Here is a 26846-nt window from a genome sequence, read left to right as displayed (position 1 = left end):
ACCATTTTCGCCGTTGGTAGAGCCCCGATGCGCCTGAAGCTGCTGACCAATCTCAATACCCTGTTGCTCGTTGCCGTTTGCCTCGCCCTGGGGGCAACGCTGTGGTGGTCGCAACGGGCCCTGGAACGCCCCTATCTATTGATGGAGCGTTACCTGGGTCTGTCCCAGCAGTTTCAGAATCAAGTGGCGCGCAATATCGAAGACTATCTGGCCAGCGGCGATGCCCTGCGCCTGAGCGGCGCGACCCAGGCCCTGGAAGCCCTGCAGGGCGAGCTGGGCGAACTGCCAGCGCCGCTGGCGCAGAGCCTGCGCCCAAGCCTGGCCAGCCTCGACACCTTCAGCAAGAGCGACCTGCTGGCCGCGGGCAAGCTGGCCGGCGATCCCCAGGCGCTGCTGTTGCAGGCCGAGCGCGAACTGGGGGCCAACCTGGAGCAGCTCAGCCAGTACGCCAGCGGGACCAAGAACCCGGACGCGGCCCAGTACCTGCCGTTGTTGCTCACCGCCTCACAGCACCTGGGCAAACTGTCCCTGGCCCGCGACAAGCTGGTGAGCAGCGGTCGCAGCGAACTGGCCGCCGATGTCGAACGCGAACTCAACAGCATTCGTGCCCAGGCCGATCGGCTTGAAGCCCTGCCTTTATTAGGCGTGGCGGCCAGCAGTGAGTCCGGCACCGATGATTTCGCCGCCATGATGGGCCTGGAAAACACCCAGAAAGCCGCCGCCGAAGACGCCGGGATCAGCCTCAAGCGCGAGCTCAACAGCCTGCTCAACCGCTACCCGGCGGAACTTGAGCGCACCCGCGAGCAGATCCAGAAACGCGCCGACCTGAGCGCCGCCACCCTGCTGAAAATCACCGCCGTGCGCCAGGCCATTGCCGAGCTGGAACCGGCGGTGCGGGCCCAGCACGGGCAGATCCAGGGCGAAGTACGGCTGATGCAGGGGCTGATGATCGGCCTGATCCTGCTGATCGCCCTGGTCATCGACACCTTGCAGCGCAAGCTGGCCCGGGTCCTGACCAACCTGGCCCCGGCCCTGTCGACCTGGGCCGAAGGCGACTTCAGCCGACCGATCCAGCTGGGCAAGACCAACCGCGAACTGCACGCCATCGAAGAGTCCCTGAACCGTCTGCGCGCCTACCTGGTGGACCTGGTGGGCACCATCCGCCAGAACGCCGAGCAAGTGGCCGGCAGCAGCCGCGCCCTGGCCAACCTCAGCAGCGGCCTGCACAGCGGGGCCGAGCGCCAGGCCGGTGATACCGCGCAGATCCGCGATGCCCTGGGCGAGCTGGAAGCCACCATCCAACAGGTCGCCGGCGATGCCAGCCAGGCCGCCGATGCCAGCCGCAGCGCCGGCCTCGCGGTGCAACAGGGACAGAAAGTCATTGGCCTGAGCCTCACCGGCCTGCATGCCCTTGTAGGGGAAGTCCAGGGCAACGCGCAGATGATCGAGCATCTGGCCCAGGAATCGGCGACCATCGGCGGCGTGCTGACGGTGATCCGCTCCATCGCCGAACAGACCAACCTGCTGGCCCTCAACGCCGCCATCGAAGCCGCCCGCGCCGGAGAAATGGGCCGCGGTTTCGCCGTTGTCGCCGAAGAGGTGCGCTCCCTGGCCCAGCGCACTGCCGGGGCCACGGCTGAGATCCAGACCCTGATCGCCGGCCTGCAAAGCGCCGCGCAGCAATCGGTGCAAGGCATGCGTGCCCAGGTGGAGCATGCCGAAGCCACCGCCAGTCAGGCCCAGGCCGCCGACGGCGCGCTGGATGAAATCGTCGGGGCGATCCAGACCATCGCCGACACGGCCGTGCGCATCGCCGATGTCACAGCCCAGCAAAGCGGCGCGGTCAGCGAGATCCGCGACCACAGCGAACGCATCCATCAACTGGGCGGCGACAACCTGCTGCGCATCGGCGAAGGCCGGGCCCAGGGCGAGAACCTGCTGGACCTGGGCGGTCAACTGCACACCGCGGTGCAGGCCTTCCGCGTCTGAGCCGGCTTCCCCGCTCGGCGTCGCTGCCAACCGGCCCGGTTCCTGCCGGCCGTCTGTGCTGGGGGGCACTGCGGTTCATGGCGCAAGCTCGCAGCGGCCAGCGCCCCTTATCAGCCCAACATCGGCGAAATCGACGCCAGGCACTGTAGTGCTCCCTTCTTGCGGGCAAATGACCGGATTTAATCACTCGGTCACATATTTTGCGCAAACATCGGTCATCGTGCTGGCTATTGCCGAGAACTGGACAGTCATAAAGTCTTTCCGGCATAGTCGCCGGGTTCTGACAACAGCCCCCGACAACAAGGAACGACCGATGGCCACCCTACTGGTGCTTCACGGCCCCAACCTGAACCTGCTCGGCACCCGTGAACCGGGGGTCTACGGAGCAACCACACTGGCCCAGATCAACCAGGATCTGGAGCAGCGGGCCCGTGATGCCGGGCACCATCTGCAGTATTTGCAGAGCAATGCCGAGTACGAATTGATCGAGCGCATCCATGCCGCCCGCGATGAAGGCGTGGACTTCATTTTGATCAATCCAGCAGCTTTTACGCATACAAGCGTCGCATTACGTGACGCGCTGCTGGCGGTGAGCATCCCATTCATCGAAGTGCATTTGTCCAACGTGCACAAACGCGAACCTTTCCGCCATCACTCCTACTTCTCCGATGTTGCGGTGGGAGTGATCTGCGGCCTTGGCGCCAGCGGTTACCGACTGGCCCTGGAGGCCGCCCTAGAACAGCTTGAACGACAGGCAAGTGCTTGAACGACAGGCAATAAACGCCCCTGACCGACCCTTGGGAGTTGATGATTCATGGATATCCGTAAAGTTAAGAAACTGATCGAGCTGCTGGAAGAGTCCGGCATCGACGAGTTGGAGATCAAGGAAGGCGAAGAGTCCGTACGCATCAGCCGTCACAGCAAGACTCCAGCCCAGCAGTACTACGCCCCCGCACCGGTGGCCGCTCCTGCTGCTGCACCTGCCGCTGCTGCCGCCCCGGCCGCCGCTGCTCCTGCTGCCCCGGCCGCACCTGCGCTGAACGGCACCGTGGCCCGTTCGCCAATGGTCGGTACTTTCTACCGCAAGTCTTCGCCTACCTCACCAGCCTTCGTTGAAGTCGGCCAGAGCGTGAAGAAAGGCGACACCCTGTGCATCGTCGAAGCGATGAAGATGATGAACCACATCGAAGCTGAAACCAGCGGTGTGATCGAATCCATTCTTGTCGAAGACGGCCAGCCGGTTGAGTACGACCAACCGCTGTTCACCATCGTTTGAACCGCGGAGAGTCTTTGATGTTGAAGCCTGCGAAGTTGGAAAAAGTCCTGATCGCCAACCGCGGCGAAATCGCCCTGCGGATCCTGCGTGCCTGCAAGGAAATGGGGATCAAGACCGTCGCCGTCTACTCCAAGGCCGACAAGGAGCTGATGCACCTGGGCCTGGCGGACGAATCCGTTTGCATCGGGCCTGCGCAAGCCGCGCAGTCCTACCTGCACATCCCGGCCATCATCGCGGCCGCTGAAGTCACTGGCGCTACGGCGATCCACCCTGGCTACGGCTTCCTGGCGGAAAACGCCGACTTCGCCGAACAGGTGGAAAACTCCGGCTTCGCCTTCATCGGCCCGAAAGCTGAAACCATCCGCCTGATGGGCGACAAGGTTTCCGCCAAGCACGCGATGATCGCTGCCGGAGTTCCTACGGTTCCAGGTTCCGACGGCCCGCTGCCGGAAGACGAGGAAACCGCATTGCGCATTGGCCGTGAAGTCGGCTACCCGGTGATCATCAAGGCCGCCGGCGGCGGTGGTGGTCGCGGCATGCGCGTGGTGCACAAGGAAGAAGACCTGATCGCCTCGGCGAAGCTGACCCGTTCCGAAGCCGGTGCGGCGTTTGGCAACCCGATGGTCTACCTGGAAAAGTTCCTGACCAACCCACGTCACGTGGAAGTTCAGGTGCTGTCCGATGGCCAGGGCAATGCTGTCCATCTGGGCGATCGCGACTGCTCGCTGCAGCGCCGTCACCAGAAGGTCCTCGAAGAAGCGCCGGCACCGGACATCGACGAGACTGCGCGCCAGGAAGTCTTTGCCCGCTGCGTCAAGGCCTGTATCGACATCGGCTATCGCGGTGCCGGTACGTTCGAGTTCCTGTACGAGAACGGCCGCTTCTACTTCATCGAGATGAACACTCGCGTGCAGGTAGAGCACCCGGTATCGGAAATGGTCACCGGCATCGACATCGTCAAGGAGATGCTCAGCATCGCCGCCGGCAACAAGCTGTCGTTCACCCAGGATGACGTGGTCATCCGCGGTCACGCGCTGGAATGCCGGATCAACGCCGAAGACCCGAAAACCTTCATGCCAAGCCCAGGCACGGTCAAGCATTTCCATGCCCCGGGCGGCAACGGCGTGCGCGTCGACTCGCACCTGTACAGCGGTTACGCGGTTCCACCGAACTACGATTCGTTGATCGGCAAGCTGATCACTTACGGCAGCAGCCGTGACGAAGCCATGGCGCGCATGCGCAATGCGCTGGACGAAATCGTCGTCGACGGGATCAAGACCAACATCCCGCTGCACCGCGATCTGACCCGTGACGAAGGCTTCTGCAAAGGGGGCGTGAACATTCACTACCTCGAGCACAAGCTGGCCGAGCAACACTGATCGGCACCCGCCACACCGACAAGGCCGCTTTCGAGCGGCCTTGTCGTATCCGCCCCTGCGCCCCGCAGGAGCGAGCTTGCTCGCGAACCACGCAGCGGCCATCCCCCGATCAACCGCCATCGCGACCAAGCACTCGGCTTCCCCCCTCGCTCCCACCGGGCGTCTCGCGTAAACTTGCGCGCTTCTCGCGGCCCGCTAGGCTGCACTTCACATATTTTCAAAGGTGCCCGCCATGCCTTGGCTGCAAGTCCGTCTCGCCATCAGCCCAGAACAAGCCGAAACCTATGAAGACGCTTTTCTTGAAGTCGGTGCCGTTTCGGTCACCTTCATGGACGCCGAGGATCAGCCGATCTTCGAACCCGAACTGAACACCACCCCGCTGTGGTCCCACACCCACCTGCTGGCCCTGTTCGAGGGCGGCACCGAGGCCGCCAGCGTGCTCGCCCACCTGGAACTGCTGACCGGCGCTCCGCTGCCCGAACACCACAGCGAAGTCATCGAAGACCAGGACTGGGAACGCAGCTGGATGGACAACTTCCAGCCGATGCGCTTCGGCCAGCGCCTGTGGATTGTTCCCAGCTGGCACGCCGCGCCGGAGCCGGATGCGGTCAACCTGCTGCTGGACCCGGGCCTGGCGTTCGGCACCGGCACCCACCCGACCACCGCCCTGTGCCTGCAATGGCTGGACAGCCAGGACCTCAAGGACTGCAACGTGCTGGACTTCGGCTGTGGTTCGGGAATCCTGGCCATCGCCGCCCTGCTGCTGGGCGCCCGCCACGCGGTCGGCACCGACATAGACATCCAGGCCCTGGAAGCCTCCCGCGACAACGCCGGACGCAACGGGATTGCCGACGAACTGTTCCCGCTCTACCTGCCCGAGCAACTGCCGCAGGTAGAGGCCGATGTGCTGGTGGCCAACATCCTGGCCGGCCCTCTGGTGGCCCTGGCTCCGCAGCTGTCGGGCCTGGTCAAGTCCGGCGGACGCCTGGCGCTCTCCGGCATCCTCGCCGAGCAAGGCGAAGAAGTCGCTGCGGCCTATGCCCAGGACTTCGATCTGGATCCGATTGCCACCCTCGATGGCTGGGTGCGCATCACCGGCCGTCGGCGCTAGAATGGCCGCCTGCATAATCCGGATGGCCGCATGACCGACAGTTTCGTCACCCAATGCCCACATTGCCAAACCAGGTTCCGTGTCAGCCACGCTCAACTGAGCGTGGCCCGTGGAGTGGTGCGCTGTGGCTCCTGCCTGCAGGTGTTCAACGCCGCGCGGCAGTTGCTGGAGCAGCGCGCCGCCAAGGAAAGCGCAGCGTCCAGGCCAGTGGCGAAACCGGCGCCCGCCCCCGCGCCTGCGGCAGCGCCTCCCGTCGAGCCGCCTGCCGAGCCTGCCGCCAGCCCCACGCCAGCGACGCCCCCCGTGCAACGCGCCATCAGCCAGAAACAATGGTCGGCTGCCGAAATGGACCTGGATCACCTGGACCTCGACGAGGAGCTGGCCAAGCTCGAACAGCGAGAGATCCAGCCGGCCAAGGCCTTTGGCCAGGAACGGGAACACAAGGAAGGCAGCCTCAGCGCACGCCGCGACCCGCAGGACGCCGATGACGCCCACTGGCCCGACGGCCTGTTTGGCAGCGCCGCTGAACACGACGAACCGCAACCTGTCGCTCTCAAGGCCCAGGCCCAGGCGGACGAACCTGCCCCCGAGCCGCCCCGGCAGAGCCGTACCGAGCCGTCGCTGTCCTTCAACCTGGCGGACCTGGAAGACGAACCCAAAGCCCCCAAGCTGCGCCTGGATGACGACCTGGAACCGTTCGACGCCCGGATCTCGGCAGACAGCGCCGAAGCGGACGATGAAGCGGACATCCCCCACGGCAAGAAACGCCGCGAACGCAGCGAACCCGCCGTGCCGGAAGACGTCTTGCTGGACCTGGTGGATGATCCGATCCACCTCGACTGGCAGAAACGCCGCTCGCCCTGGGGCCGGCGCCTGCTCTGGCTGCTGTTGATCCTGCTGGCCGCCGGCGGCCTGGCAGGTCAGTACATCGCCTACCATTTCGACGAACTGGCGCGCCAGGACCAGTACCGCCCCTGGTTCCAGCAACTGTGCCCGGAGTTCGGCTGCACGGTGCCATCCCGGGTGGATATCGCCCGGATCAAGAGCAGCAACCTGGTAGTGCGCAGCCACCCGGAATTCAGCGGGGCCCTGGTGGTGGACGCCATCATCTACAACCGTGCGCCCTTCTCCCAACCCTTCCCGCTGCTGGAACTGCGCTTCGCCGACCTCAACGGCCACCTGATCGCCAGCCGCAGCTTCAAACCCGGGGAGTACCTGGGCGGTGAGATGCAGGATGTGGCGGAAATGCCGCCGCAGACGCCGATTCACATCGCCCTGGACATTCTTGACCCCGGACCGAAAGCCGTGAACTACAGTCTCAGTTTCCACTCGCCCGAGTGAATCGGCTGAACGAGCTGGCGAACAACTCCGAATTGAAGACAGATTTATGACTGCGTCGCTCAGATTGATCCCAGAGCGATAACGGAATAACTGTTCAGATTTTATCCAATTCAGCCTTTATCCGGTCATCGAGAGCGGGTATCATGCCAACCCTTTTTCGAACTCTCATGATCCGGCCCCACAACAGGGAAGTCCTATGTCGGCGGTACGCATCGGCCCATATACATTGCACAACGGCTTGATTCTCGCCCCGATGGCGGGGGTCACCGACCAGCCCTTTCGTCAGCTTTGCAAGCAGTTGGGCGCGGGCCTTGTAGTCTCGGAAATGGTCACCAGCGACATGAGCTTGTGGAACAGCCGCAAATCGCGGTTGCGCATGATCCACGAAGGCGATCCCGAGCCACGCTCGGTGCAGATTGCCGGTGGCGATGCACAGATGCTGGCGGATGCCGCCCGCGCCAACGTCGAGTTGGGCGCACAGATTATTGATATCAACATGGGTTGTCCGGCGAAGAAGGTCTGCAACAAGGCCGCCGGCTCCGCGTTGCTGAAAGACGAAGCCCTGGTCAACGAGATTCTCCAGGCGGTGGTGGCCGCGGTGGATGTACCGGTCACCCTGAAGATCCGCACCGGCTGGGACCGGCAGAACAAGAACGGCCTGACGGTGGCGAAGATCGCCGAACAGGCAGGCATCACGGCGCTGGCGGTCCATGGCCGGACCCGGGCCGACCTGTACACCGGTGAAGCCGAGTACGACACCATTGCCGCGATCAAGCAGGCGGTGTCGATTCCGGTCTTTGCCAACGGCGATATCGACTCACCCGAAAAAGCCCGGCAGGTCTTGCATGCCACCGGCGCCGACGGGCTGTTGATTGGCCGGGCCGCCCAGGGGCGGCCATGGATTTTTCGTGAAATCGAGCACTTCCTGCGCACCGGTGAGACCCTTCCGGCACCGGAGCTGTTCGAAGTGGAACGTATTCTGCTAGAGCACCTGGCCGCGCTGCATGCCTTCTATGGAGAGGTCATGGGCGTACGCATCGCACGCAAGCATGTGGGCTGGTATCTCGCAACCCTGCCGGGCGCCAGGGAGTTCCGCGCCCACTTCAATCGTTTGGAAGATACGGAAGCACAATGCGCCAACGTTCGTGAGTTCTTTGCCGGACGTTACAAGAGCCTGGAAACAGGGGACGGAGAAGGGGTGGCCGCATGACGATGATGACCGAGACTTTAGTGAGTGGAACAACACCCGTGAGCGACAACGTGAATTTGAAACAGCACCTCAATACCCCCAGCGAAGAAGGCCAGACCCTTCGCGGGAGTGTCGAGAAGGCGCTGCACAATTATTTCGCCCACCTTGAGGGCGCTGCCGTCACGGACGTGTACAACCTGGTGCTCTCCGAAGTCGAGGCTCCGTTGCTCGAAAGCGTGATGAACTACGTCAAGGGCAATCAGACCAAGGCCAGCGAACTCCTGGGCCTGAACCGCGGCACCCTGCGCAAGAAACTCAAGCAGTACGATTTGTTGTAAGCATTCAATCAAACCAGAAAGGCGCCCGCGTAAAAAACGGTCGCCTTTTTTGCTGACTCCTTTGCTTTTGATGGAAATTGAGATGACCGACCAGACTACCCGCCTGCCGATCCGCCGCGCCTTGATCAGTGTTTCCGACAAGACCGGGATCCTTGAATTCGCCAAGGAACTGGAAGCCCTCGGCGTGGAGATCCTCTCCACCGGCGGGACCTTCAAGCTGCTGCAGGACAACGGCGTGTCCGCAGTGGAAGTGGCGGATTACACCGGTTTCGCGGAAATGATGGATGGCCGGGTCAAGACCCTGCACCCGAAAATCCACGGCGGTATCCTCGGTCGTCGCGGTATCGACGACGCCATCATGAACGAGCACGGGATCAAGCCCATCGATCTGGTGGCGGTCAACCTCTACCCTTTCGAAGCCACCATCTCCAAGCCCGGCTGCGACCTGCCGACCGCCATCGAGAACATCGATATCGGCGGCCCGACCATGGTCCGCTCGGCGGCCAAGAACCATAAGGACGTGGCCATCGTGGTCAACGCCAGCGACTACGCCGGTGTCCTGGAAAGCCTCAAGGCCGGTGGCCTGACCTACGCCCAGCGCTTCGACCTGATGCTCAAGGCCTTCGAACACACCGCCGCCTACGACGGCATGATCGCCAACTACATGGGCACCGTGAACCAGGCCGCCGACACCCTGAGCACAGAAGGCCGCAGCGAATTCCCGCGGACCTTCAACAGCCAGTTCATCAAGGCCCAGGAAATGCGCTACGGCGAGAACCCGCACCAGAGCGCGGCGTTCTACGTGGAAGCCAAGCCCGCCGAAGTCGGCATCGCCACCGCCACCCAGCTGCAAGGCAAGGAGCTGTCCTACAACAACGTAGCCGACACCGACGCCGCGCTGGAATGCGTGAAGAGCTTCGTCAAGCCGGCCTGCGTCATCGTCAAGCACGCCAACCCGTGCGGCGTGGCGGTCAGCCCGGACGCTGAAGGCGGCATCCGCCAGGCCTATGAACTGGCCTACGCCACCGACACCGAATCGGCCTTCGGCGGCATCATCGCCTTCAACCGCGAACTGGACGCCGACACCGCCAAGGCCATCGTCGAGCGTCAGTTCGTCGAAGTGATCATCGCCCCGAGCGTCAGCGAAGAAGCCCGCGCCATCGTCGCCGCCAAGGCCAACGTGCGCCTGCTGGCCTGCGGCCAGTGGTCGGCCGACCGGGTTCCGGCCTGGGACTACAAGCGCGTCAACGGTGGCCTGCTGGTGCAGAGCCGCGATATCGGCATGATCGGTGCCGATGACCTGAAAGTCGTCACCAAACGCGCCCCGACCGAGCAAGAGATCCACGACCTGATCTTCGCCTGGAAAGTGGCCAAGTTCGTCAAGTCCAACGCCATCGTCTACGCCAAGAACCGCCAGACCATCGGCGTCGGCGCCGGTCAGATGAGCCGCGTGAACTCGGCGCGAATCGCCGCGATCAAAGCCGAACACGCCGGTCTGCAGGTTCAGGGCGCCGTGATGGCTTCCGACGCCTTCTTCCCGTTCCGTGACGGTATCGACAACGCGGCCAAGGTCGGCATCACCGCGGTGATCCAGCCCGGCGGCTCGATGCGTGATGCAGAAGTGATTGCCGCGGCCGACGAGGCCGGCATTGCCATGGTCTTCACCGGCATGCGCCACTTCCGTCACTAACAGCAGCCACAAGCATCAAGCTGCAAGCGACAAGCCAGGGCCAAGCGCAGTTGCGCTTGCCTGATCCTTGCAGCCTTCCCTTTTCAGAGCCGCACGCAGCACGGCAGGGCGATAAGAATTGCTCTTCACTTGCAGCTTGCGGCTTGTAGCTTCCTCCGAAGGAGTCTGACTTGAACATTTTGATCATTGGTAGCGGCGGTCGCGAACACGCCCTGGCCTGGAAAGTCGCTCAGGACCCACGGGTCGAAAAAGTATTCGTCGCCCCCGGCAACGCCGGCACCGCCATCGAAGCCAAGTGCGAGAACGTCGCCATCGACGTCCTGGCCCTGGAGCAACTGGCCGATTTTGCCGAGAAGAATGTGTCCCTGACCATCGTCGGTCCGGAAGTGCCGCTGGTGGCTGGCGTGGTCGACCTGTTCCGCTCCCGCGGCCTGGACTGCTTCGGTCCGACTGCCGGTGCCGCGCAGCTGGAAGGCTCGAAAGCCTTCACCAAGGATTTCCTCGCGCGCCACAAGATCCCGACCGCCGACTACCAGAACTTCACCGAAATCGAGCCGGCCCTGGCCTACCTGAAGGAAAAGGGCGCCCCGATCGTGATCAAGGCCGACGGCCTGGCCGCCGGCAAGGGCGTGATCGTCGCCATGACCCTGGCCGAAGCCGAGGAAGCCGTGCGCGACATGCTGGCCGGCAATGCCTTCGGCGAAGCCGGTTCCCGCGTGGTCATCGAAGAGTTCCTCGACGGCGAGGAAGCCAGCTTCATCGTCATGGTCGACGGCAAGAACGTGCTGCCAATGGCCACCAGCCAGGACCACAAGCGCGTCGGCGACGGCGACACTGGCCCCAATACCGGTGGCATGGGCGCCTACTCGCCAGCACCGGTGGTCACCGCCGAAGTGCACCAGCGGGTCATGGATCAGGTGATCTGGCCCACCGTGCGCGGCATGGCCGAGGAAGGCAATGTCTACACTGGCTTCCTCTATGCAGGCCTGATGATCGACAAGGCCGGCAACCCGAAAGTCATCGAATTCAACTGCCGTTTCGGCGATCCGGAAACCCAGCCGGTGATGCTGCGCCTGCAGTCGAGCCTGGTGCTGTTGGTCGAAGCCGCCCTGGCCCAGGCCCTGGACAAGGTCGAAGCGCAGTGGGACCCACGCCCGAGCCTGGGCATCGTCCTGGCAGCCGGCGGCTATCCTGCTGACTACGCCAAGGGCGCGGTCATCACCGGCCTGGACGCGGCGGCAGCCCTGGAAGGCAAGGTGTTCCACGCCGGCACCGCGCTCAAGGACGGTCAGATCGTGACCTCCGGCGGCCGGGTACTCTGCGCCACCGCCATGGGCGACAGCGTCGACGCGGCCCAGCAGCAAGCCTACCGCCTGGCGGCCAAGATCGACTGGCAAGGCTGCTTCTACCGCAAGGACATCGGCTACCGAGCCATTGCCCGTGAGCGCGGTCAGGAGTAAAGCTGCCCCTGTCCCCGGCAAGGGCCCGGTGCCCTTGCCGTGCGGTCATTACGCCGCGCATAGTTATAATCAGGCATCAACCAATGAAGGGATTTCGCCGTGCGCTGGCTCAGGATTGCCCTAGGCTTCACCGTCACATTGCTGACCCTGCTCTGCTTGAATCCGGCTCTGGCCGCTCAAGGCAGTGGCTGGGCGGTTTTGCTCGACGAACAGGCCGATCTGCAGCTCAGTGACATCCGCTCCCCGCGCTACACCAACCAGTTCAGCCCCATCGAGCTGGACAAGCTGACCGCCGCCGAACCCGATGGCGCGCTGTGGCTGCGCTTCAAGCTGCAACCCGGGCCCCACGAACAGCTCCTGCGGATCTTCGCCCCCGACCTGTCCCACCTGAATCTCTACGTGCTCGACGGCGACAAGCTGATCGAGCAAGTGAACACCGGCTCCAGCCAGCCACAAACGGAAAAGCCCCTGCCCAGCAGCGACTTCATGCTGCCGCTGCCGCAAAGCGCCAAGCCGCTGGAGGTCTACCTGCGGCTGGTGTCCGAACACGAACTGCGCCCCTACATCACCTTGCAATCGGCGGTGATGAGCGCCGCCGACCAGAGCCAGACCCTGATCTACGGCCTGTTGTTCGGCTGCCTGGCGATGCTGATCCTGCATAACCTCACCCGCTTCGCCTACACCCGTTCACGCAGCAGCCTGTGGCTGGCGGCCTGCGAGGGGCTGTTGACCCTCAGCCTGCTGATGCTGCTGAACCTGTTCGGCCCGTGGCTGCCGGACTGGCAAGCCTTGCAGACCCCGGGCGCCTACCTGGCGCTGCTGCTGACCGCGCCCTGCGGGATGATGTTCGCCTACCGCTTCTTCGCCCCGCTGGGCCCGCACCCGCTGAACCGCTTGCTGCTGGGCAATATCCTGCTGATCAGCCTGTTCGGCCTGTTGCTGCTGTTCGTCAACACCCTGCCGCTGAACATCATCACCTACGGCCTGGTGGCCCTGGCCGGCCTGAGCATGCTGTTCGTCGGCGGCTATCACTGGCACAAGGGCTATCGCCCGGCCCGGCTGTTCGTCACCGCCATGGTGATCTTCAACCTCGGCACCCTGGTGATTCTCCCGGCCCTGCTGGGCCTGACCCTGGTGGCCCCGCAAGGGCTGATCGTCACCCTGCTCAGCGTGGTCTGCGTCGCCGGCCTGCTGATGAGCGTCGCCCTGGGCGAACGCCAGCGCGACATCACCGAGAACCGCTTCAGCGTCAGCCGCGATCTGGCCGCCAGCACCGCCGAGGTCAATGCCAAGGCCGAGTTCCTGGCCAAGATCAGCCACGAGATCCGCACCCCGATGAACGGCGTGCTGGGCATGACCGAGCTGCTGCTGGGCACCCCGCTGTCGGTCAAGCAGCGCGACTACGTGCAAACCATCCACAGCGCCGGCAACGAGCTGCTGACACTGATCAACGAGATCCTCGACATCTCCAAGCTGGAGTCCGGGCAGATCGAGCTGGACGACGTGCAGTTCGACCTCAACGCCCTGATCGAAGACTGCCTGAGCATCTTCCGGGCCAAGGCCGAACAGCAGAACGTCGAGCTGATCAGCTTTATCCAGCCCCAGGTGCCGCGGGTCATCAGCGGTGACCCGACCCGCCTGCGCCAGGCGCTGCTGAGCCTGCTGGAAAATGCCCTGAAGAAGACCGACGAGGGCGAAGTGCTGATCGTCGTCGCCATCGACGAGCGCAGCAGCAAGCCGCGCCTGCGCATCGCCGTGCAGGACAGCGGCCAGCCCATGGACGCCGAAGAGCGCGAGGCCCTGCTGCACACCGAACTGCACAGCAAGAACTTCCTCGCCACCACCCGCCTGGGGGGCAACCTGGGCCTGGTGATCGCCCGCCAGCTGATCCTGCTGATGCACGGCGAGTTCGGCATCAAGAGCGGTACCAACCAGGGCAGCACCCTGTGGCTGACCCTGCCCCTGGACGCCGAGCGCCTGGAGCACCCGACCGCCGATCTCGACGGCCCCCTGCAGGGCGCGCGGGTACTGGTGGTGGACGACAACGACACCTGCCGCAAGGTGCTGGTACAGCAATGCAGCGCCTGGGGCCTGAACGTCAGCGCCGTGCCTTCGGGCAAGGAAGCCCTGGCCCTGCTGCGGACCAAGGCGCACCTGCGGGACTACTTCGATGTGGTGCTGCTGGACCAGAACATGCCCGGCATGACCGGCATGCAACTGGCGGCCAAGATCAAGGAAGACCCGAGCCTGAACCACGACATCCTGCTGATCATGCTCACCGGCATCAGCAACGCACCGAGCAAGGTGATTGCACGCAATGCCGGGATCAAGCGCATCCTCGCCAAGCCGGTGGCCGGCTACACCCTCAAGACCACCCTGGCCGACGAACTCAATCAGCGCGACAAGGCCCCTGCCGCCCCCTACAACATGCCCCTGGCCCCGGCTCCAGGACCTGAGCCGGTCACGGTTCCCAGCGACTTCAGCATCCTGGTGGCCGAGGACAACAGCATCTCCACCAAGGTCATCCGCGGCATGCTGGGCAAACTCAACCTGCAGCCCGACACCGCCAGCAACGGCGAGGAAGCGCTGCAGGCGATGAAAGCCAAGCGCTACGACCTGGTGCTGATGGACTGCGAGATGCCGGTGCTCGATGGCTTCTCCGCCACTCAGCAACTGCGTGCCTGGGAAGTGGGCAACCAGCGGGTGCGCACCCCGGTGGTGGCGCTGACCGCGCACATCCTCGCCGAGCACAAGGAGCGCGCGCGCCAGGCCGGCATGGACGGGCACATGGCCAAGCCGGTAGAGCTCTCGCAACTGCGCGAGCTGGTGGAACACTGGGTCACCCAGCGCGATCTGCGCGAACGTAGCGCCGCCCACACCAGTTGAGCCGACAGCCCGGGCGGCGCCTGTTAAACTCTCGCTCGCCCTCCCTAGTCGTGAGCTTCCACCATGCTCCACGTGCTGTTCAGCGTTTACCTGAAGATGCTGGTGCTCTATAGCCCGTTCTTCGTTCTCTCGTGCTTCATCAGCCTGACCCGCGGCTACTCCTCCAAGGAGCGCCGGCGCCTGGCCTGGAAAGTCGCCCTCGCCACCCTGGTTTCCAGCGTCCTGCTGTACCTGTTCGGTCGAGTGATCTTCAGCGTGTTCGGCATTACCGTGGATGCCTTCCGCATCGGCGCCGGCAGCGTGCTGTTCATCTCCGCCCTGGGCATGGCCCAGGGCAAGTCGGCGGTGCAGACCGACAACGTGCAGCAGGACGTGACCATAGTGCCGCTGACCATTCCCCTGACCGTGGGGCCGGGCACCATCGGTGCCCTGCTGGTGATGGGGGTCAGCCAGCCGCACTGGGACGACAAGCTCACCGCCATCCTCAGCATCGCCCTGGCCAGCCTCACCGTGGGCGTGGTGCTGTACCTGTCCAACCGCATCGAACGCATCCTCGGCGACCAGGGCCTGCAGATCGTCAGCCGGCTGATGGGACTGTTCGTCTGCGCCCTGGCGGCGCAGATCATCTTCACCGGGGTCAAAGGCTATCTGGTGCCCTAGCAGCGGCGCGCCCCAGCGGACAAGGAATGTCACATGCCCGGCCATGAAGATCGCCAGCTCATCCAGCAACGATGGCAGGACGAACGCTACCCCAGGGACAACTCACTCGCCCTGGGCTCGGGCTTCTACTGCCTGTTCGAGCTGCCCCATGAGCATCCCCGACTGATCAACAAGGTGTGGCTGCCGGCCTCGGACTGCGACGCTCATCAGGACGGCGAAGGCCTCGCGACCCTGGCGCTGTGCGTCGCCGGCAACGGCGCCTTGCAGGCCCGGGCCGGCGAGTGTGCCGCGCATGGCGGGGATGGTTTCCTGGCATTGCAGGAGAAAGATTCTGAGGCCCTGATCTGGCTGCTGGTCCTGAGGGACACCAATCCCTTCAACCGGGTCGAGATCCAGGACCGACACCTCTATGCCGAGTCGACCTCCGGTGTCAGCGTGCAGATCCCTCTGGAGCGCCCCGATCAGTTGACCCTGGCCTGGCCATGACCCTTGCACTGCCACCGAGCCCGATGAAAAAACTGACCGCCACCGCCGCCATCGACCTCCTCAGCCGCCAGCGGTTGCCCGGCCTCGACGCCGCCGCACGCGCCTCCCACCTCCTGAACTGGTGGGGAATAGACAGCGACGACCTTGAGTTCGCCGCACTCCCACCCAGCCTGCAACAACAGCTCAGGGCGCAACCGGAGCCCCCCGGAAGACCCGCAGGCCCCGCGCTTCGACGCCCTGCTGCTGATCGCCCTGCGCGCCGAATACCGCGGCGTGACCCACCGCTACCTGATGCGCTGCCTGCGTGAAGCCGGGCTGGGCGACTACGCCGTCAGCGCGGACATCGAGTACCTGGAGGCCTGTCCCTGCTGCGGTTATCGAACCCTCTCGGCGCGGGGCGACTACCAGATCTGCGACCTCTGCCATTGGGAGGACGACGGCAGCGAAGCGCTGGATGTGCTGAGCGGACCCAACCACAAAACCCTGGGCCAGGCCCGGGAACACTTTGCCCGGCAGCAGGGCCGCCTGCCCTTGGACAAGTGGCCACACATCAGCAAGGACACTCCATGATTCCCCAGCAGTTGGTCAACCTGATCGAAGCCCAGCCCCGCTTCCGCCCGCGCCCCGACACCGCCGAGGTCACCCGAGCGTTGGCAGCATTGGGGATAGCCCTGGACAGCGAGTTCGCCCAGATCTACCTGGCCTGTCACCCCGCCGACTTCGAAAGCCGAGCGAGCTACGAAGTGCTGATGGATATCGACGGGCCCAGTGATGAAATCCAGATGTGCACCGAGTTCATTCATGAAGTCTGGGAGTTGCCAGAGAACTTCGTCGCCTTCACCTCGTTGCAAGGTGAAGGCGGCTACTTGCTGGACAAGGACAGCGGCGGCGTCTGGGATTTCGACCTGGGCGACCGGGAGGCGTTCGTCGCCGGCCGCCTCCCCGCCCGCTGGGCCGGCTTCTTCGAATTCATCACCTGGCTGCTGACCGCCAAGGACAAGGATGATGAGTGACCCTGCACACTAGAAGCCGCTGCCGGCGATGGCGATCTTGCGAGCGCCTTCGCCGGCAAGCCGGCTCCTACACGGGTTTATGGCCGTACCAGCGCGGGGTGTAGACCCACTCGCCGCCCTCGGCCCGGGGGAACACGCAGGTGGTGGAAGACCCCACCAGCACCATGGTGCGCATGTCCACCTGCTCCGGGGTCAGCTCGCCCAGGGTGATGACCCGCAGGGTCTGCCCCGGACGACCGATATCCCGTCCCAGCACCACCGGGGTGTGAGGCGTGCGGTGCTGGCGCACGATCTCCAGGGCCCGGCCCAGTTGCCAGGGCCGCGAGCGGGAGATCGGGTTGTAGAAGGCCAGCGCCAGATCGGCCTGGGAAGCGAGGTCCAGGCGCTTCTCGATGATGTCCCAAGGCTTGAGGTTGTCCGACAGCGACAGCACGCAGAAGTCATGCCCCAGCGGCGCGCCGGCCTGGGCGGCAGTGGCCAGGGACGCGGAAACCCCGGGAAGGATTTCCAGGTCCACGCGGTGCCACGCCGGGTCGCTGGATTCGTGCAGGGCTTCGAGCACCGCCGCGGCCATGGCGAACACCCCAGGATCACCGGACGACACCACCACCACCGAACGGCCCTGGGCCGCCAGTTCGAACGCATGGCGGGCGCGCTGCATTTCTTCACGGTTGTCGGTGCAGTGCATGACCTGATCGGCGCGGAACGGACCGGCCATGCGCACGTAGGTTTCATACCCCAGGATGTCGTTGGCCCGGGCCAGTTCGGCTTTTACCGCCGGCACCATGAGTTCGGCTGCGCCGGGGCCAAGGCCGATCACCGCCAGGCGCCCACGGGACCGGCCGATCTGTTCGGGGTCCAGGGGCTGGTTGGCCACGGCGATGGCGAGGTCGTCACCCACCTTCAGCGGCGGCAGCAATTGCGGCACGGCCTGTTGCGCCAGCTCGGCGACGCTGCCGGTGGCGGGCAGAAAGCGCAGCGGCACCCCCAGCTCGTCAGCCGCCTGGTGCAGGCCGCGGTCGGCCATGTCGCTGTCGGCGGCCAGCAGGCAGGCTAGGGACTGCACGGCGATGCGCGCCTGATGCAGGGCCTGGCGGATGGACGTGACAAGGCCCGCGTCGCTTGGCCCACGACAGGCCACCAGGACACTGCGGGGGTAGATCAGCAGTTCGTTGGCCGCCGGTTCGCGCTCGGCGGAACCGACGCGGATGGTCAGGCGGGCCTGATCGTTCTCGGGCAGCTTGGCCGCAGCCAGCCAGGGCGCGGCGCCTTCGATACGCACGCTCTCGCCACCCAGCAGATCGGAGACGAAGCGCTTGCCCAGTTCCAGATCCCCCAGGGCATAGCCGCTGGGCGGGTTCAGCAGGCAGGTGCCAAAGCGCAGTTCACCGCTGGTGGTAATGGCCGCGGCCACGCCAAGGCCGGCGGCTATTTCCCGGGCCATGACGTTGACCCCGCCCAGGCCACCCAGCAGCGGCACCACGGCGCTGCCGTCCTCGGCAACGGCCAGCACTGGCGGCTCGGCACCCTTTTCCAGCAGCAGCGGGGCCAGGGTGCGGATGACGATGCCGGCCGCGCATAGGGCGATGATCGGCGTGTCCTGTTGATACAGCTGGCGCAGCGTCGCGCCGAATTCGTGGTAGATCCGATCGGCGCCTTCGACCCGTTCCGCCAGACCGTGGATCAACGAATCGGGGTACAGCCGCTGGATCTGCCGCGCGGTGTCGAGGCTGCCTTGGCCCAGGATGACGATGGCCGGAATTGAACGGGCCATCAGCCTTGCCACCTTTCGCCGGGCACGATGATCAACGAGAAATACGGCGAGGACATCGGCTCCACTTCATCCAGCGGCACGATCTTCTGGTTGGCCATGGTGGCGCGCTCGACGTACAGCGCCCGCTGCGCCAGCCCCAGTTCTTCCAGGACCTGGCGCACCTTGGGGAAGTTGCGCCCCAGCTTCATCACCACCGCCGCATCGGCATCCGCCAGGCGCCGCTTGAGCTCCTCATGGGGCAGCACGCCCGAAAGCACCGATAGGCTCTGGTTGCGATACACCAGGGGCGCGCCCAGCACCGAGGCGCCGCCCAGCATCGAACACACCCCCGGCACCACTTCGGCCTGGTAACGCTCGGCCAGGCGGTCGTGCAGGTACATGTAGGAGCCGTAGAAGAACGGGTCGCCCTCGCAGATCACCGCCACGTCGCGGCCGGCATCCAGGTGCAGCGCCAGCTCCTGGCTGGCGCCGTCGTAGAAATCGCTGATCACTTGCTCGTAGGACAGCGGCGCCGGCAGCACTTCGGTGGTCACCGGGTACACCAGTGGCAGCAGGGTCTGGGCGTCCTGCAAATGCTCCTCGATGATGCCGAAGGCATTGCCTTTCTTGCCCTTGGCCACGAAATACGCCACCACCGGCGATTCGCGCAGCAGGCGCAAGGCCTTGAGGGTGATCAGTTCCGGATCACCGGGGCCCACGCCAAGGCCGATCAAACGTCCGGGTTGCTGCATCATTCGACCTCCGTGGCCAGGGCATTGACGGCGGCGGCGGCCATGGCACTGCCGCCCAGGCGCCCCTGCATGATCACGAACGGCACGCCACGGCTGTCGGCGGCGAGCATGGCCTTGGATTCGGCGGCGCCGACGAAGCCCACCGGGAAGCCGAGGATCAGCGCCGGTTTCGGCGCGCCGGCATCGAGCATTTCCAACAGGTAGAACAGCGCGGTGGGGGCATTGCCGATCACCACCACGCTGCCTTCCAGGTGCGGACGCCAGAGTTCCAGGGCCGCCGCCGAACGGGTGTTGCCCAGCTCTCGGGCCAGCTCCGGGACACTGTCATCGCGCAGGGTGCAGATCACTTTGTTGTTGGCCGGCAAGCGTGCCCGGGTAATGCCTTCAGAGACCATCCGTGCATCGCAGAGGATCGGTGCCCCGGCGGCCAGGGCATCACGCCCGGCCTTGCCGGCGCCCGCGGAGAATTGCAGGCCGTCGATGGCCTCCACCATGCCGCAGGCGTGGATCACCCGAACCGCGAGTTTTTCCAGGTCGGCCGGAATGCGATCCAGCTTGGCTTCTTCGCGAATGATCGCGAAGGAGTTGCGATAGATCTCCTGACCGTCGCGGATGTAATCAATCATCTAGGGAGCTCCGTAGGCGGGCATCAAGCAGGGCCTCTGCCGCTGCAATAGAAAGGTTGCGTGCGTGCAGCGTGCCGAACCCCGGCTGCGCTGCATCGCGTAAATACAAGTCGTAGCGCCCTGGGGCCAGCGCCAGCAGGGTGGCCGGCGCCACATGGGCGGCAGCGCAGGAACGGGAGCAGCCCGACAGGTGCACGGCCGCCTGCCGGCCGTGGCGCTGCAGCAGTTGCGCCAGCTCAAGCGCGTCGCCCTTGGTGTCGGCCAGGGCCTTGCCGCAGCCACTGGAGCCGGTGCAGGCAATCAGGTGGGCCAGGGACTGTCGAACACTGCACAACAGGCCCAATTGCTCCAGGCGGGCGGTGACGGTGGCGGCATCCGCCGGAGCAATGCCCGGCAGCAACAGGCTCTGCCAGGGCGTGAAACGCAGGCTGGCGTCGCCGTACTGCTCGGCCAGTTGCGCGGCGCCCTTGAGCATGACGGGATCGAGGCGCCCCAGGGGCGCGACCGCGCCGACATAGACCCGGTCGCCCTCGCGCTGTGGATAAGTTCCCAGGTGCAGCCCTGCAACCGCAGCTGGACGCTGCCAGCCATCGATGTTCAGCAAGGGACTGCTCAGGCGCAGGTTCAGTCGGGCGAGAAAATCCGCCACCGGCATCTGCGCCAACAGGTGGCGCATCCGCGTCTGCTCGGGGGTGGCCAGTTCGAGAAACAGCTCCAGCACCGCCACCAGCAGTTCATGGCCCTGGGCCTCGGGCACCGCCGCCAGGGGTTTATCCACAGGACTGCCGGCCAGGCCGAAGGCCAGCAGCAACTGCCCGTCATGCACAACCGCCGCCAGCCACAGATCGTGGTGATGTTCGAGCATGGCCAGGGCTTCGCCGCCATCGAGCTGCACGGCGAACTTGGCCGACAGTTCATGGAAGCGCGGGTGACTCTGCAAGGTCGCCAGGATCTGCCCGGCCAGGGGCCGGGTGTCCATCAGCATTTGCCGGTCGATGCCGGCGCCGGGGCTGAGCATCAGGTTGCGGACATCGTCGCCGGCGGCGGTGGTCGGCCCCAGGCCCGCCGCCAGGAGTGCATCGATCAGCGCCTGATGCTCGACACCGATCCCGCGAATCTGCAGGTTGGCGCGGTTGGTGGCCTCGATCACGCCGCCGGCATAGGCCTGCGCCGCCTCGGCCACCGCCCTGGCCTGGGCGGCGCTGATGACCCCGCCCGCCAGCTTGATCCGGCAGATGCCGCCGTCCAGCGCCGGGACGATGCGCAGCAATCCCGGGCAGGCCGAGGGGCGGATGGCGGTGGACATCGGGCGTTCGTTCAAAGGGGCAACCGGCAGTGTGGGAAAAGCGCTTCGTCAGCGAAGGCGCGGTATTATGCCTGCTTTGTCCGAAGGCATGAAAAGCCTGCCGGTCGGAACCTTAGGTTTGAGGAATATAGATGTCGCCCTGGCTGACAGTAGTGGGAATCGGTGAAGACGGCTTCAAGGGGCTGGGCAGGAATGCCCGCCACGCCCTGCTGGGCGCTTCACGGATCGTCGGCGGCCAGCGTCAGCTGGATCTGCTGCCGGCCTGCATCCGCGGCGAGCGCCAGTTGTGGCCCAGCCCGTTTTCCCTGGAACCGCTGTTGAGTCTGCGCGGAACGCCGGTCTGCGTGCTGGCCAGCGGCGATCCGATGCTGTTCGGCGTAGGGGCCAGCCTGGCCCGGCAACTGCCGGCCGACGAGTTGCAGGTGGTGTCCTTCCCCTCTTCCTATTCCCTGGCCGCGGCTCGCCTGGGCTGGGCGCTGCAGGACGTGGTCACGCTGTCGGTGGTGGCACGGCCGATTGCCGCGCTCAATGCCCAGCTGTCCAGCGGCGTGCGCCTGCTGGTGCTGAGCAATGACCGCTACAGCCCGGCGGCGATCGCCGGCCTACTGCGCGAACGCGGTTTCGGTCCGAGTCGCCTGACGGTGCTGGAGCACCTGGGCGGCCCCCTGGAACGGCGCCTGGACAGCACCGCCGATGACTGGAGCGATCCGGCGCTGGCCGACCTCAATCTGCTGGCCATCGAATGCCGGGCGGCAGCGGATACGCCGCAACTGTCCCGACTGGCCGGCCTGCCGGACTCGGCCTTCCGCCACGACGGCCAGTTGACCAAGCGTGACGTGCGCGCCATCACCCTGGCCCGCCTGGCCCCGGTGCCTGGCGAGCTGCTCTGGGATGTGGGCGCCGGCAGCGGCTCCATCGGCATCGAATGGATGCGCGCTCACCCCAGTTGTCGAGCCCTGGCCATCGAAGCCGACGATGGCCGCCAGCAGTTGATCGAATACAACCGCGACGTGCTCGGCGTGCCCGGGCTGCAGCTGATTCGCGGCAGCGCGCCCCAGGCCCTGGCCGGGCTGGAGCGCCCCGATGCGGTGTTCATCGGCGGCGGAGTGACCCGCGAAGGCGTGCTGCAAACCTGCTGGGAACGGCTCAAGCCCGGCGGACGCCTGGTGGCCAACGCCGTGACCCTGCAAAGTGAAATGACCCTGATGCACTGGCGCCAGACGCACGGCGGTGAGCTGACCCGCATCCATATCGCCCAGGCCCAGCCCCTGGGGGAATTCGATACCTGGCGCCAGGCCCTGCCGATCACCCTGCTGGACCTGCACAAACCCCTGGACCTGCCATGAACCTTGCGGGAGCGGGCTTGCCCGCAAAAGCGTCCAGCAAAGAGACCGCAGCGCGCCCTTCGCGAGCAAGCTCGCTCCTACGGGAGCAAGGGCATGCGTGAGGAAACAGCGGAACAGCCCGCGCCCCTGCGCAGCGGCCTGACCACCGGCAGTTGCGCCACCGCCACCAGCCTGGCCGCCGCGCGCCTGCTGCTGGGGGGCGTCAACGCCGATGCGGTGGAGATCGTCCTGCCCAAGGGCAAGCAGGTGCAGATGCGCCTGGAGTTCTGCCGCCGCACCGCCGAGGGCGCCGAAGCCGGGACCCTCAAGGATGCCGGCGACGACCCGGACGTGACCCACGGCGCCCTGCTCTACTCCCAGGTGCGCCTGACCCGCGAGCCGGGAATCCGCTTTGTCGCCGGCCAGGGCGTGGGCACTGTGACCCGCCCCGGCCTGGTGCTGGCGGTGGGCGAACCGGCGATCAACCCGGTGCCACGCCGGATGATCAGCGAGCACCTGCAACGGCTTGCCGAGGAACACGCCTACACCGGCGGTTTCGAAGTCACGGTGAATGTCGAGGGCGGCGCCGAACTGGCCCTGAAAACCATGAACCCACGCCTGGGGATTCTCGGCGGGCTGTCGATCCTGGGCACCAGCGGCATTGTCCGGCCCTTCTCCTGCGCGGCCTATATCGCCTCGATCCACCAGGGCATCGACGTGGCCAAGACCAACGGCTACCTGCACATTGCCGCCTGCACCGGCAACGCCAGCGAAGACACCATGCGCCGGGTCTACAACCTGCCGGAAATCGCCCTGATCGAAATGGGCGACTTTGTCGGCGCGGTGCTCAAGCACCTGCGCAAAGTGCCTGTGGATAAACTCAGCCTGTGCGGTGGCTTCGGCAAGATCAGCAAGCTGGCCGCCGGACACATGGACCTGCACAGCCGCCATTCCAGCATCGACCTGCCGCAACTGGCGCAATGGGCCGCCGCGGTGGGCGCCGGAGCCGAGCTGCAACAGGCCATCCGCGCAGCCAATACCAGCCAGCAGGCGCTGGCCATGGCCAGCGCCGCCGGGATCGCCCTGGGCGACGCGGTGTGCCGGCACGCCCTGGACTTCGCCCGCAGCGTGGTGCCGGCCCAGGTCCAGGTGGAAGTCTTCGCCATCGACCGCCAGGGCGGCATCGTTGGCCACGCCGGAGTCTTGTCATGAGCCGCATCCTGCTGCTGGGCGGGGTCACCGAGGCCCTGGCCATCGCCCGTACCCTGGGCCCTGAACATATCTACAGCCTGGCCGGGGTCGGTCGGGTGCCCAGCGACCTCAAGTGCCAGGTGCGGGTGGGCGGCTACGGCGGTGCCGAGGGCCTGGCGCGCTTTATCCGCGAACAACGCATTGGCCTCCTGCTGGATGCCACCCACCCCTACGCGGCGCAGATCAGCGCCAATGCCGTGGCTGCGGCACAGCACGCAGCCGTGCCTTGCTGGGCCTTGCGGCGCCCGGCCTGGCAGCCGCAACCGGGCGATGACTGGCGCGAGATCGCCGGCTGGGAGGCATTGGTCGAGGCCCTGCGGCCCTTCAAGCGGCCGCTGTTCACCCTGGGCCGCGAGCCGTTGCAGCATCTGAACGAGATTCCTGCGGGGCAGTTCTGGACCCTGCGCGCCCTGGAAAGCTGCCCCGGCAACGAGCGTTGCGAAGTCATCGGTGCCCGTGGGCCTTTCCTGATCGAAGACGAGCGCCAACTGTTCGCACGTCGGGACATCGATGTGCTGATCAGCAAGAACAGCGGCAGCAGCGCCACCGAGCCCAAGCTGGAGGTGGCACGTGAGCGGGGCATACCGGTGCTGGTGCTCAAGCGCCCAAAGCTGCCCGAGGCCGACCGCCACTTTGCCAGCGTGACCGAGTTGCTGCAGGCCCTGCACTCGCCGGACAAAACCTGACAGGCAAAACCTCCGTGCCCCACAGACACTTGGGAAGCCCCTGGCAGCGCGCTACCAACCCCATGCTTTAGCCTCCTTGGACAGTCTCAATGGCGCCGGCTCCGCTCGTCGCCTGATTGAGCTCTAGGCGGGCAAATGGGTTGCCACGCTGTATCCCAAGGAATACATTCGCCATGTACGTCTTCGAGCAGACCCTGGAGTTCAGCCGCTGGCTCCTGCACCTGAAGGATCCGCAAGGCAAAACCCGTGTACTGGCCAGGATCCGCGCCGCCCAACTGGGCCGATTCGGCGACTGCGAAGCACTGGGTGGAGGCGTCTACGAGATGCGCATCCATCGTGGTCCCGGCTACCGGGTGTACTTCTCGCGCCGGGGCACGGTGATCTACCTGTTGTTGATCGGCGGTGACAAGAACACCCAGAGACGCGATATCCAACGCGCCAGGCAACTGGCCCACGACCTCAAGAGCGAGGGTTGAAACATGCACACCCCAGTCACCCGCTTCGACGCGGCGGAGTACCTCAAGACCCCTGAAGACATGGTCGCCTACCTCGACGCCTGCTTCGAGGAAGACATCGGCGACGGCAAGCTGATCCGCGCCGCCCTCAACGATATCGCCCGCGCCCGCGGCATGACCCAGATCGCCCGCGATACCGGCCTGGGCCGCGAGAGCCTGTACAAGGCCCTGGGCAGCCAGGGCAATCCCGAGTTCGCAACTATCATCAAGGTCATGAAAGCGCTCGGGCTCAAGCTCCACGTCAGCCCGGCCTGAACTGGCACTGCGACACCACACCGCATACGCTGCTTTTTTACTTATCCACGGCGATCAGGCTAAATACCCGCCTGATCGCTCAACCGACGGATCGTCCCCATGTCCCGACAACGGCTCGCATTTGCCTGGATCGCCTGCTTCGCAGTGCTGTTCAACATGCTTGCCATGCCGCTTTCCGGGGCCATGCAGCGCAGCGATGCGGGACTGGACGAGCAACTGCTGTGGGGCAGTTTCTGTTCCGCCAGCGGCACCAAGCTGCAAGCCATTGCCTTGGGCAAGCTTGAACAGAAAGCTCCGCAGAACGACGACCACTCGAACATGCAGCACTGCTGGTGCTGCTCCGGCTCGGCGCCCCTGGTGGCCCTGCCCGGCCATGCTCATCCGCTGAACTTCATGCGTTTCGCCGCCCAGCCGGGCGCGCCGCAACCGAAGATCGAACTGCTCACCCTGCGCCAGCAATGGCCCAGCCTGAACCCCGGTGCACCGCCTCTGGCATGATTCCGTTTCGCAAGTGATCTGCGTCTTTGAATCGTTCTGGAGAACTGCCATGTCTCAACCATCCCTGGTCAAGCAATCCCTGCTCCTGGCCGCTCTGCTGCTGCCTGCCTGCTTCGCCAACGCCCATGACTACAAGGCCGGCGAATTGCAGATCGCCCATCCCTGGTCCCAGGAACTGCCGCCGAACGCGCCGACCGTGGCCGCGTACTTCGTGGTGCACAACCCGGGCAAGAACGCCGACACCCTGCTCAGTGTCGACTCGCCGATCGCCGGTCGGGCCGAGCTGCATGAGCACGTCAAGCAGGGCGACATGATGAAGATGCAGCAGGTGCCCAAGGTCGCGGTTCCCGCCGGTGGCGAGGTGACCTTCGCGCCCATGGGCTACCACGTGATGTTGATGGAGCTCAAGGATCGCAGCCTGCTCAGCGACGGCAAGCGCTTCCCCCTGACCCTGCACTTCGAGAAGTCCGGCAATGTCACGGTTGAGGTCGCCGTGCAGAAGCAGGCCCCCGACGCCATGCAAGGGCATATGCACGACCAGTAAGCCCTGACCGGCCCTTCGACCGTGAACGCCCCGCACGCGCCTGGCCGCGGGCGGTCCGTGCCGCGTCGCAACTCCCGGAGAGTTCGACGCGGCAGCTGGATCAGCCTGTTCGCCATGTTGATGATCTTTATCGGCCCGCTGATTTCCCAGTCGATGCCGATGGATCACACCACGCCGATGAACATGTCCTCCGCCATGGACATGGGCGACGGCGCGCCCGGCTGTCACGGTGAAAGCCCGCATCACGCCCAACAGGGCAAGTCCCAGGGCGAGCAGCATGTGCTCTGGGAAAAGTGCGGCTATTGCAGCCTGCTGTTCAACTGCCCGGCACTGCCTTCGGGCCTGTCGTTCGCCGCACTGGCGACCACACCCACCAGCGGTTTCCTGATCCCCGCCACGCGCCTGGGCCACGCCCGGCAGACCGTGTTCCCCGGCGCCCTGACTCGCGCCCCACCGATCCTCGTCTGAGTCCCCTGCTCATCTCACACGGCCGGCTGTCAGCGCGACAGGCGCGTAC

Annotated in this window: 27 protein-coding genes; 23 read left to right on the top strand and 4 right to left on the bottom strand. The window is 65.4% G+C overall.

Annotated elements, in window-relative coordinates:
* Positions 1 to 27: 27 nt before the first annotated feature.
* The 15 genes from POS17_RS03315 to POS17_RS03245 all read left to right on the top strand — a co-directional run bounded on the left by POS17_RS03315 (position 28) and on the right by POS17_RS03245 (position 16818).
* Entirely contained in the window at positions 28 to 1989 is a 1962-nt protein-coding gene (locus POS17_RS03315; RefSeq protein ID WP_060837346.1) for a methyl-accepting chemotaxis protein, read from the top strand.
* Between the two features lie 313 nt (positions 1990 to 2302).
* The gene (gene aroQ, locus POS17_RS03310) at positions 2303 to 2755 is read left to right on the top strand and encodes a type II 3-dehydroquinate dehydratase (RefSeq protein WP_060837345.1); all 453 of its coding nucleotides are present in this window, start codon (positions 2303 to 2305) and stop codon (positions 2753 to 2755) included.
* A 48-nt stretch (positions 2756 to 2803) separates the two neighbouring features.
* Positions 2804 to 3265 (top strand): acetyl-CoA carboxylase biotin carboxyl carrier protein, encoded by a 462-nt coding sequence (accB, locus tag POS17_RS03305; protein ID WP_060837344.1) that lies wholly within the window; start codon positions 2804 to 2806, stop codon positions 3263 to 3265.
* 17 nt (positions 3266 to 3282) lie between these two features.
* Positions 3283 to 4644 carry an acetyl-CoA carboxylase biotin carboxylase subunit gene (accC, locus tag POS17_RS03300; protein WP_060837343.1) on the top strand — a complete coding sequence of 454 codons (1362 nt, stop codon included), beginning with the start codon at positions 3283 to 3285 and terminating at the stop codon, positions 4642 to 4644.
* Positions 4645 to 4876: 232 nt separating this feature from the next.
* Positions 4877 to 5755, top strand: a complete 879-nt coding sequence (gene prmA / locus POS17_RS03295; protein WP_060837342.1) for a 50S ribosomal protein L11 methyltransferase — start codon at positions 4877 to 4879, stop codon at positions 5753 to 5755.
* A 30-nt stretch (positions 5756 to 5785) separates the two neighbouring features.
* Positions 5786 to 7096 (top strand): DUF3426 domain-containing protein, encoded by a 1311-nt coding sequence (locus POS17_RS03290; protein ID WP_060837341.1) that lies wholly within the window; start codon positions 5786 to 5788, stop codon positions 7094 to 7096.
* Positions 7097 to 7292: 196 nt separating this feature from the next.
* Positions 7293 to 8306: a tRNA dihydrouridine synthase DusB gene (gene dusB, locus POS17_RS03285; RefSeq protein ID WP_016968220.1), complete on the top strand. Its 1014-nt coding sequence runs from the start codon at positions 7293 to 7295 to the stop codon at positions 8304 to 8306.
* The gene (gene fis / locus POS17_RS03280) at positions 8303 to 8623 is read left to right on the top strand and encodes a DNA-binding transcriptional regulator Fis (RefSeq protein WP_003186237.1); all 321 of its coding nucleotides are present in this window, start codon (positions 8303 to 8305) and stop codon (positions 8621 to 8623) included. Before dusB ends, fis begins: the two co-directional genes overlap by 4 nt.
* Positions 8624 to 8705: 82 nt before the next feature.
* Entirely contained in the window at positions 8706 to 10313 is a 1608-nt protein-coding gene (purH, locus tag POS17_RS03275) for a bifunctional phosphoribosylaminoimidazolecarboxamide formyltransferase/IMP cyclohydrolase (RefSeq protein ID WP_060837340.1), read from the top strand.
* A 170-nt stretch (positions 10314 to 10483) separates the two neighbouring features.
* Positions 10484 to 11773: a phosphoribosylamine--glycine ligase gene (gene purD / locus POS17_RS03270; RefSeq protein ID WP_060837339.1), complete on the top strand. Its 1290-nt coding sequence runs from the start codon at positions 10484 to 10486 to the stop codon at positions 11771 to 11773.
* Between the two features lie 99 nt (positions 11774 to 11872).
* Complete coding sequence (locus POS17_RS03265; RefSeq protein WP_060837338.1) at positions 11873 to 14659, top strand: hybrid sensor histidine kinase/response regulator; 2787 nt, start codon at positions 11873 to 11875, stop codon at positions 14657 to 14659.
* Between the two features lie 63 nt (positions 14660 to 14722).
* Complete coding sequence (locus tag POS17_RS03260) at positions 14723 to 15319, top strand: MarC family protein (protein WP_060837337.1); 597 nt, start codon at positions 14723 to 14725, stop codon at positions 15317 to 15319.
* A 33-nt stretch (positions 15320 to 15352) separates the two neighbouring features.
* Positions 15353 to 15805 (top strand): hypothetical protein, encoded by a 453-nt coding sequence (locus tag POS17_RS03255; RefSeq protein ID WP_060837336.1) that lies wholly within the window; start codon positions 15353 to 15355, stop codon positions 15803 to 15805.
* Between the two features lie 144 nt (positions 15806 to 15949).
* On the top strand, positions 15950 to 16375 hold the full coding sequence (locus POS17_RS03250; protein ID WP_231978999.1) for a CPCC family cysteine-rich protein: 426 nt from the start codon (positions 15950 to 15952) through the stop codon (positions 16373 to 16375).
* Entirely contained in the window at positions 16372 to 16818 is a 447-nt protein-coding gene (locus tag POS17_RS03245) for an SMI1/KNR4 family protein (protein ID WP_060837335.1), read from the top strand. Before POS17_RS03250 ends, POS17_RS03245 begins: the two co-directional genes overlap by 4 nt.
* 67 nt (positions 16819 to 16885) lie before the next feature.
* On the opposite strand, the gene cobJ is transcribed toward POS17_RS03245, so the two are convergent.
* Genes cobJ through cobG form a run of 4 tightly spaced genes read right to left on the bottom strand, consistent with a single transcriptional unit; the run spans position 16886 to position 21255 of the window.
* Positions 16886 to 18592, bottom strand: coding sequence for a precorrin-3B C(17)-methyltransferase (cobJ, locus tag POS17_RS03240; protein WP_060837334.1), 1707 nt, complete (start codon positions 18590 to 18592; stop codon positions 16886 to 16888).
* Positions 18592 to 19323, bottom strand: a complete 732-nt coding sequence (locus POS17_RS03235; protein ID WP_060837333.1) for a precorrin-2 C(20)-methyltransferase — start codon at positions 19321 to 19323, stop codon at positions 18592 to 18594. Before POS17_RS03235 ends, cobJ begins: the two co-directional genes overlap by 1 nt.
* On the bottom strand, positions 19323 to 19949 hold the full coding sequence (locus tag POS17_RS03230) for a precorrin-8X methylmutase (protein WP_060837332.1): 627 nt from the start codon (positions 19947 to 19949) through the stop codon (positions 19323 to 19325). The genes POS17_RS03235 and POS17_RS03230 overlap by 1 nt, the downstream gene beginning before the upstream one ends.
* Positions 19942 to 21255, bottom strand: a complete 1314-nt coding sequence (gene cobG, locus POS17_RS03225) for a precorrin-3B synthase (protein WP_060837331.1) — start codon at positions 21253 to 21255, stop codon at positions 19942 to 19944. The genes POS17_RS03230 and cobG overlap by 8 nt, the downstream gene beginning before the upstream one ends.
* A gap of 131 nt (positions 21256 to 21386) precedes the next feature.
* On the opposite strand from cobG, the gene POS17_RS03220 reads away from it, so the two are divergent.
* From POS17_RS03220 to POS17_RS03185, 8 genes are all read left to right on the top strand, one after another.
* On the top strand, positions 21387 to 22601 hold the full coding sequence (locus POS17_RS03220) for a bifunctional cobalt-precorrin-7 (C(5))-methyltransferase/cobalt-precorrin-6B (C(15))-methyltransferase (RefSeq protein WP_060837330.1): 1215 nt from the start codon (positions 21387 to 21389) through the stop codon (positions 22599 to 22601).
* Between the two features lie 93 nt (positions 22602 to 22694).
* Positions 22695 to 23792, top strand: a complete 1098-nt coding sequence (locus tag POS17_RS03215) for a cobalt-precorrin-5B (C(1))-methyltransferase (protein ID WP_060837329.1) — start codon at positions 22695 to 22697, stop codon at positions 23790 to 23792.
* On the top strand, positions 23789 to 24517 hold the full coding sequence (locus POS17_RS03210; protein WP_060837328.1) for a cobalt-precorrin-6A reductase: 729 nt from the start codon (positions 23789 to 23791) through the stop codon (positions 24515 to 24517). The genes POS17_RS03215 and POS17_RS03210 overlap by 4 nt, the downstream gene beginning before the upstream one ends.
* 173 nt (positions 24518 to 24690) lie before the next feature.
* Entirely contained in the window at positions 24691 to 24993 is a 303-nt protein-coding gene (locus POS17_RS03205) for a type II toxin-antitoxin system RelE/ParE family toxin (RefSeq protein WP_060837327.1), read from the top strand.
* A 3-nt stretch (positions 24994 to 24996) separates the two neighbouring features.
* The gene (locus tag POS17_RS03200; protein WP_060837326.1) at positions 24997 to 25287 is read left to right on the top strand and encodes an addiction module antidote protein; all 291 of its coding nucleotides are present in this window, start codon (positions 24997 to 24999) and stop codon (positions 25285 to 25287) included.
* 99 nt (positions 25288 to 25386) lie between these two features.
* Positions 25387 to 25785, top strand: coding sequence for a DUF2946 domain-containing protein (locus POS17_RS03195; protein ID WP_060837325.1), 399 nt, complete (start codon positions 25387 to 25389; stop codon positions 25783 to 25785).
* Between the two features lie 49 nt (positions 25786 to 25834).
* A complete protein-coding gene (locus POS17_RS03190) occupies positions 25835 to 26329 on the top strand; it encodes a copper chaperone PCu(A)C (RefSeq protein ID WP_016968237.1) in 495 nt (164 codons plus the stop codon).
* A gap of 57 nt (positions 26330 to 26386) precedes the next feature.
* Complete coding sequence (locus POS17_RS03185) at positions 26387 to 26797, top strand: DUF2946 domain-containing protein (RefSeq protein WP_060837324.1); 411 nt, start codon at positions 26387 to 26389, stop codon at positions 26795 to 26797.
* The last annotated feature ends 49 nt before the right edge of the window (positions 26798 to 26846 follow it).

This window comes from Pseudomonas sp. Os17, assembly GCF_001547895.1.
Taxonomy (GTDB): domain Bacteria; phylum Pseudomonadota; class Gammaproteobacteria; order Pseudomonadales; family Pseudomonadaceae; genus Aquipseudomonas.
The sequence above is the reverse complement of the archived record's forward strand: the minus strand, read 5'-3'. Positions and strand labels throughout refer to the sequence as shown.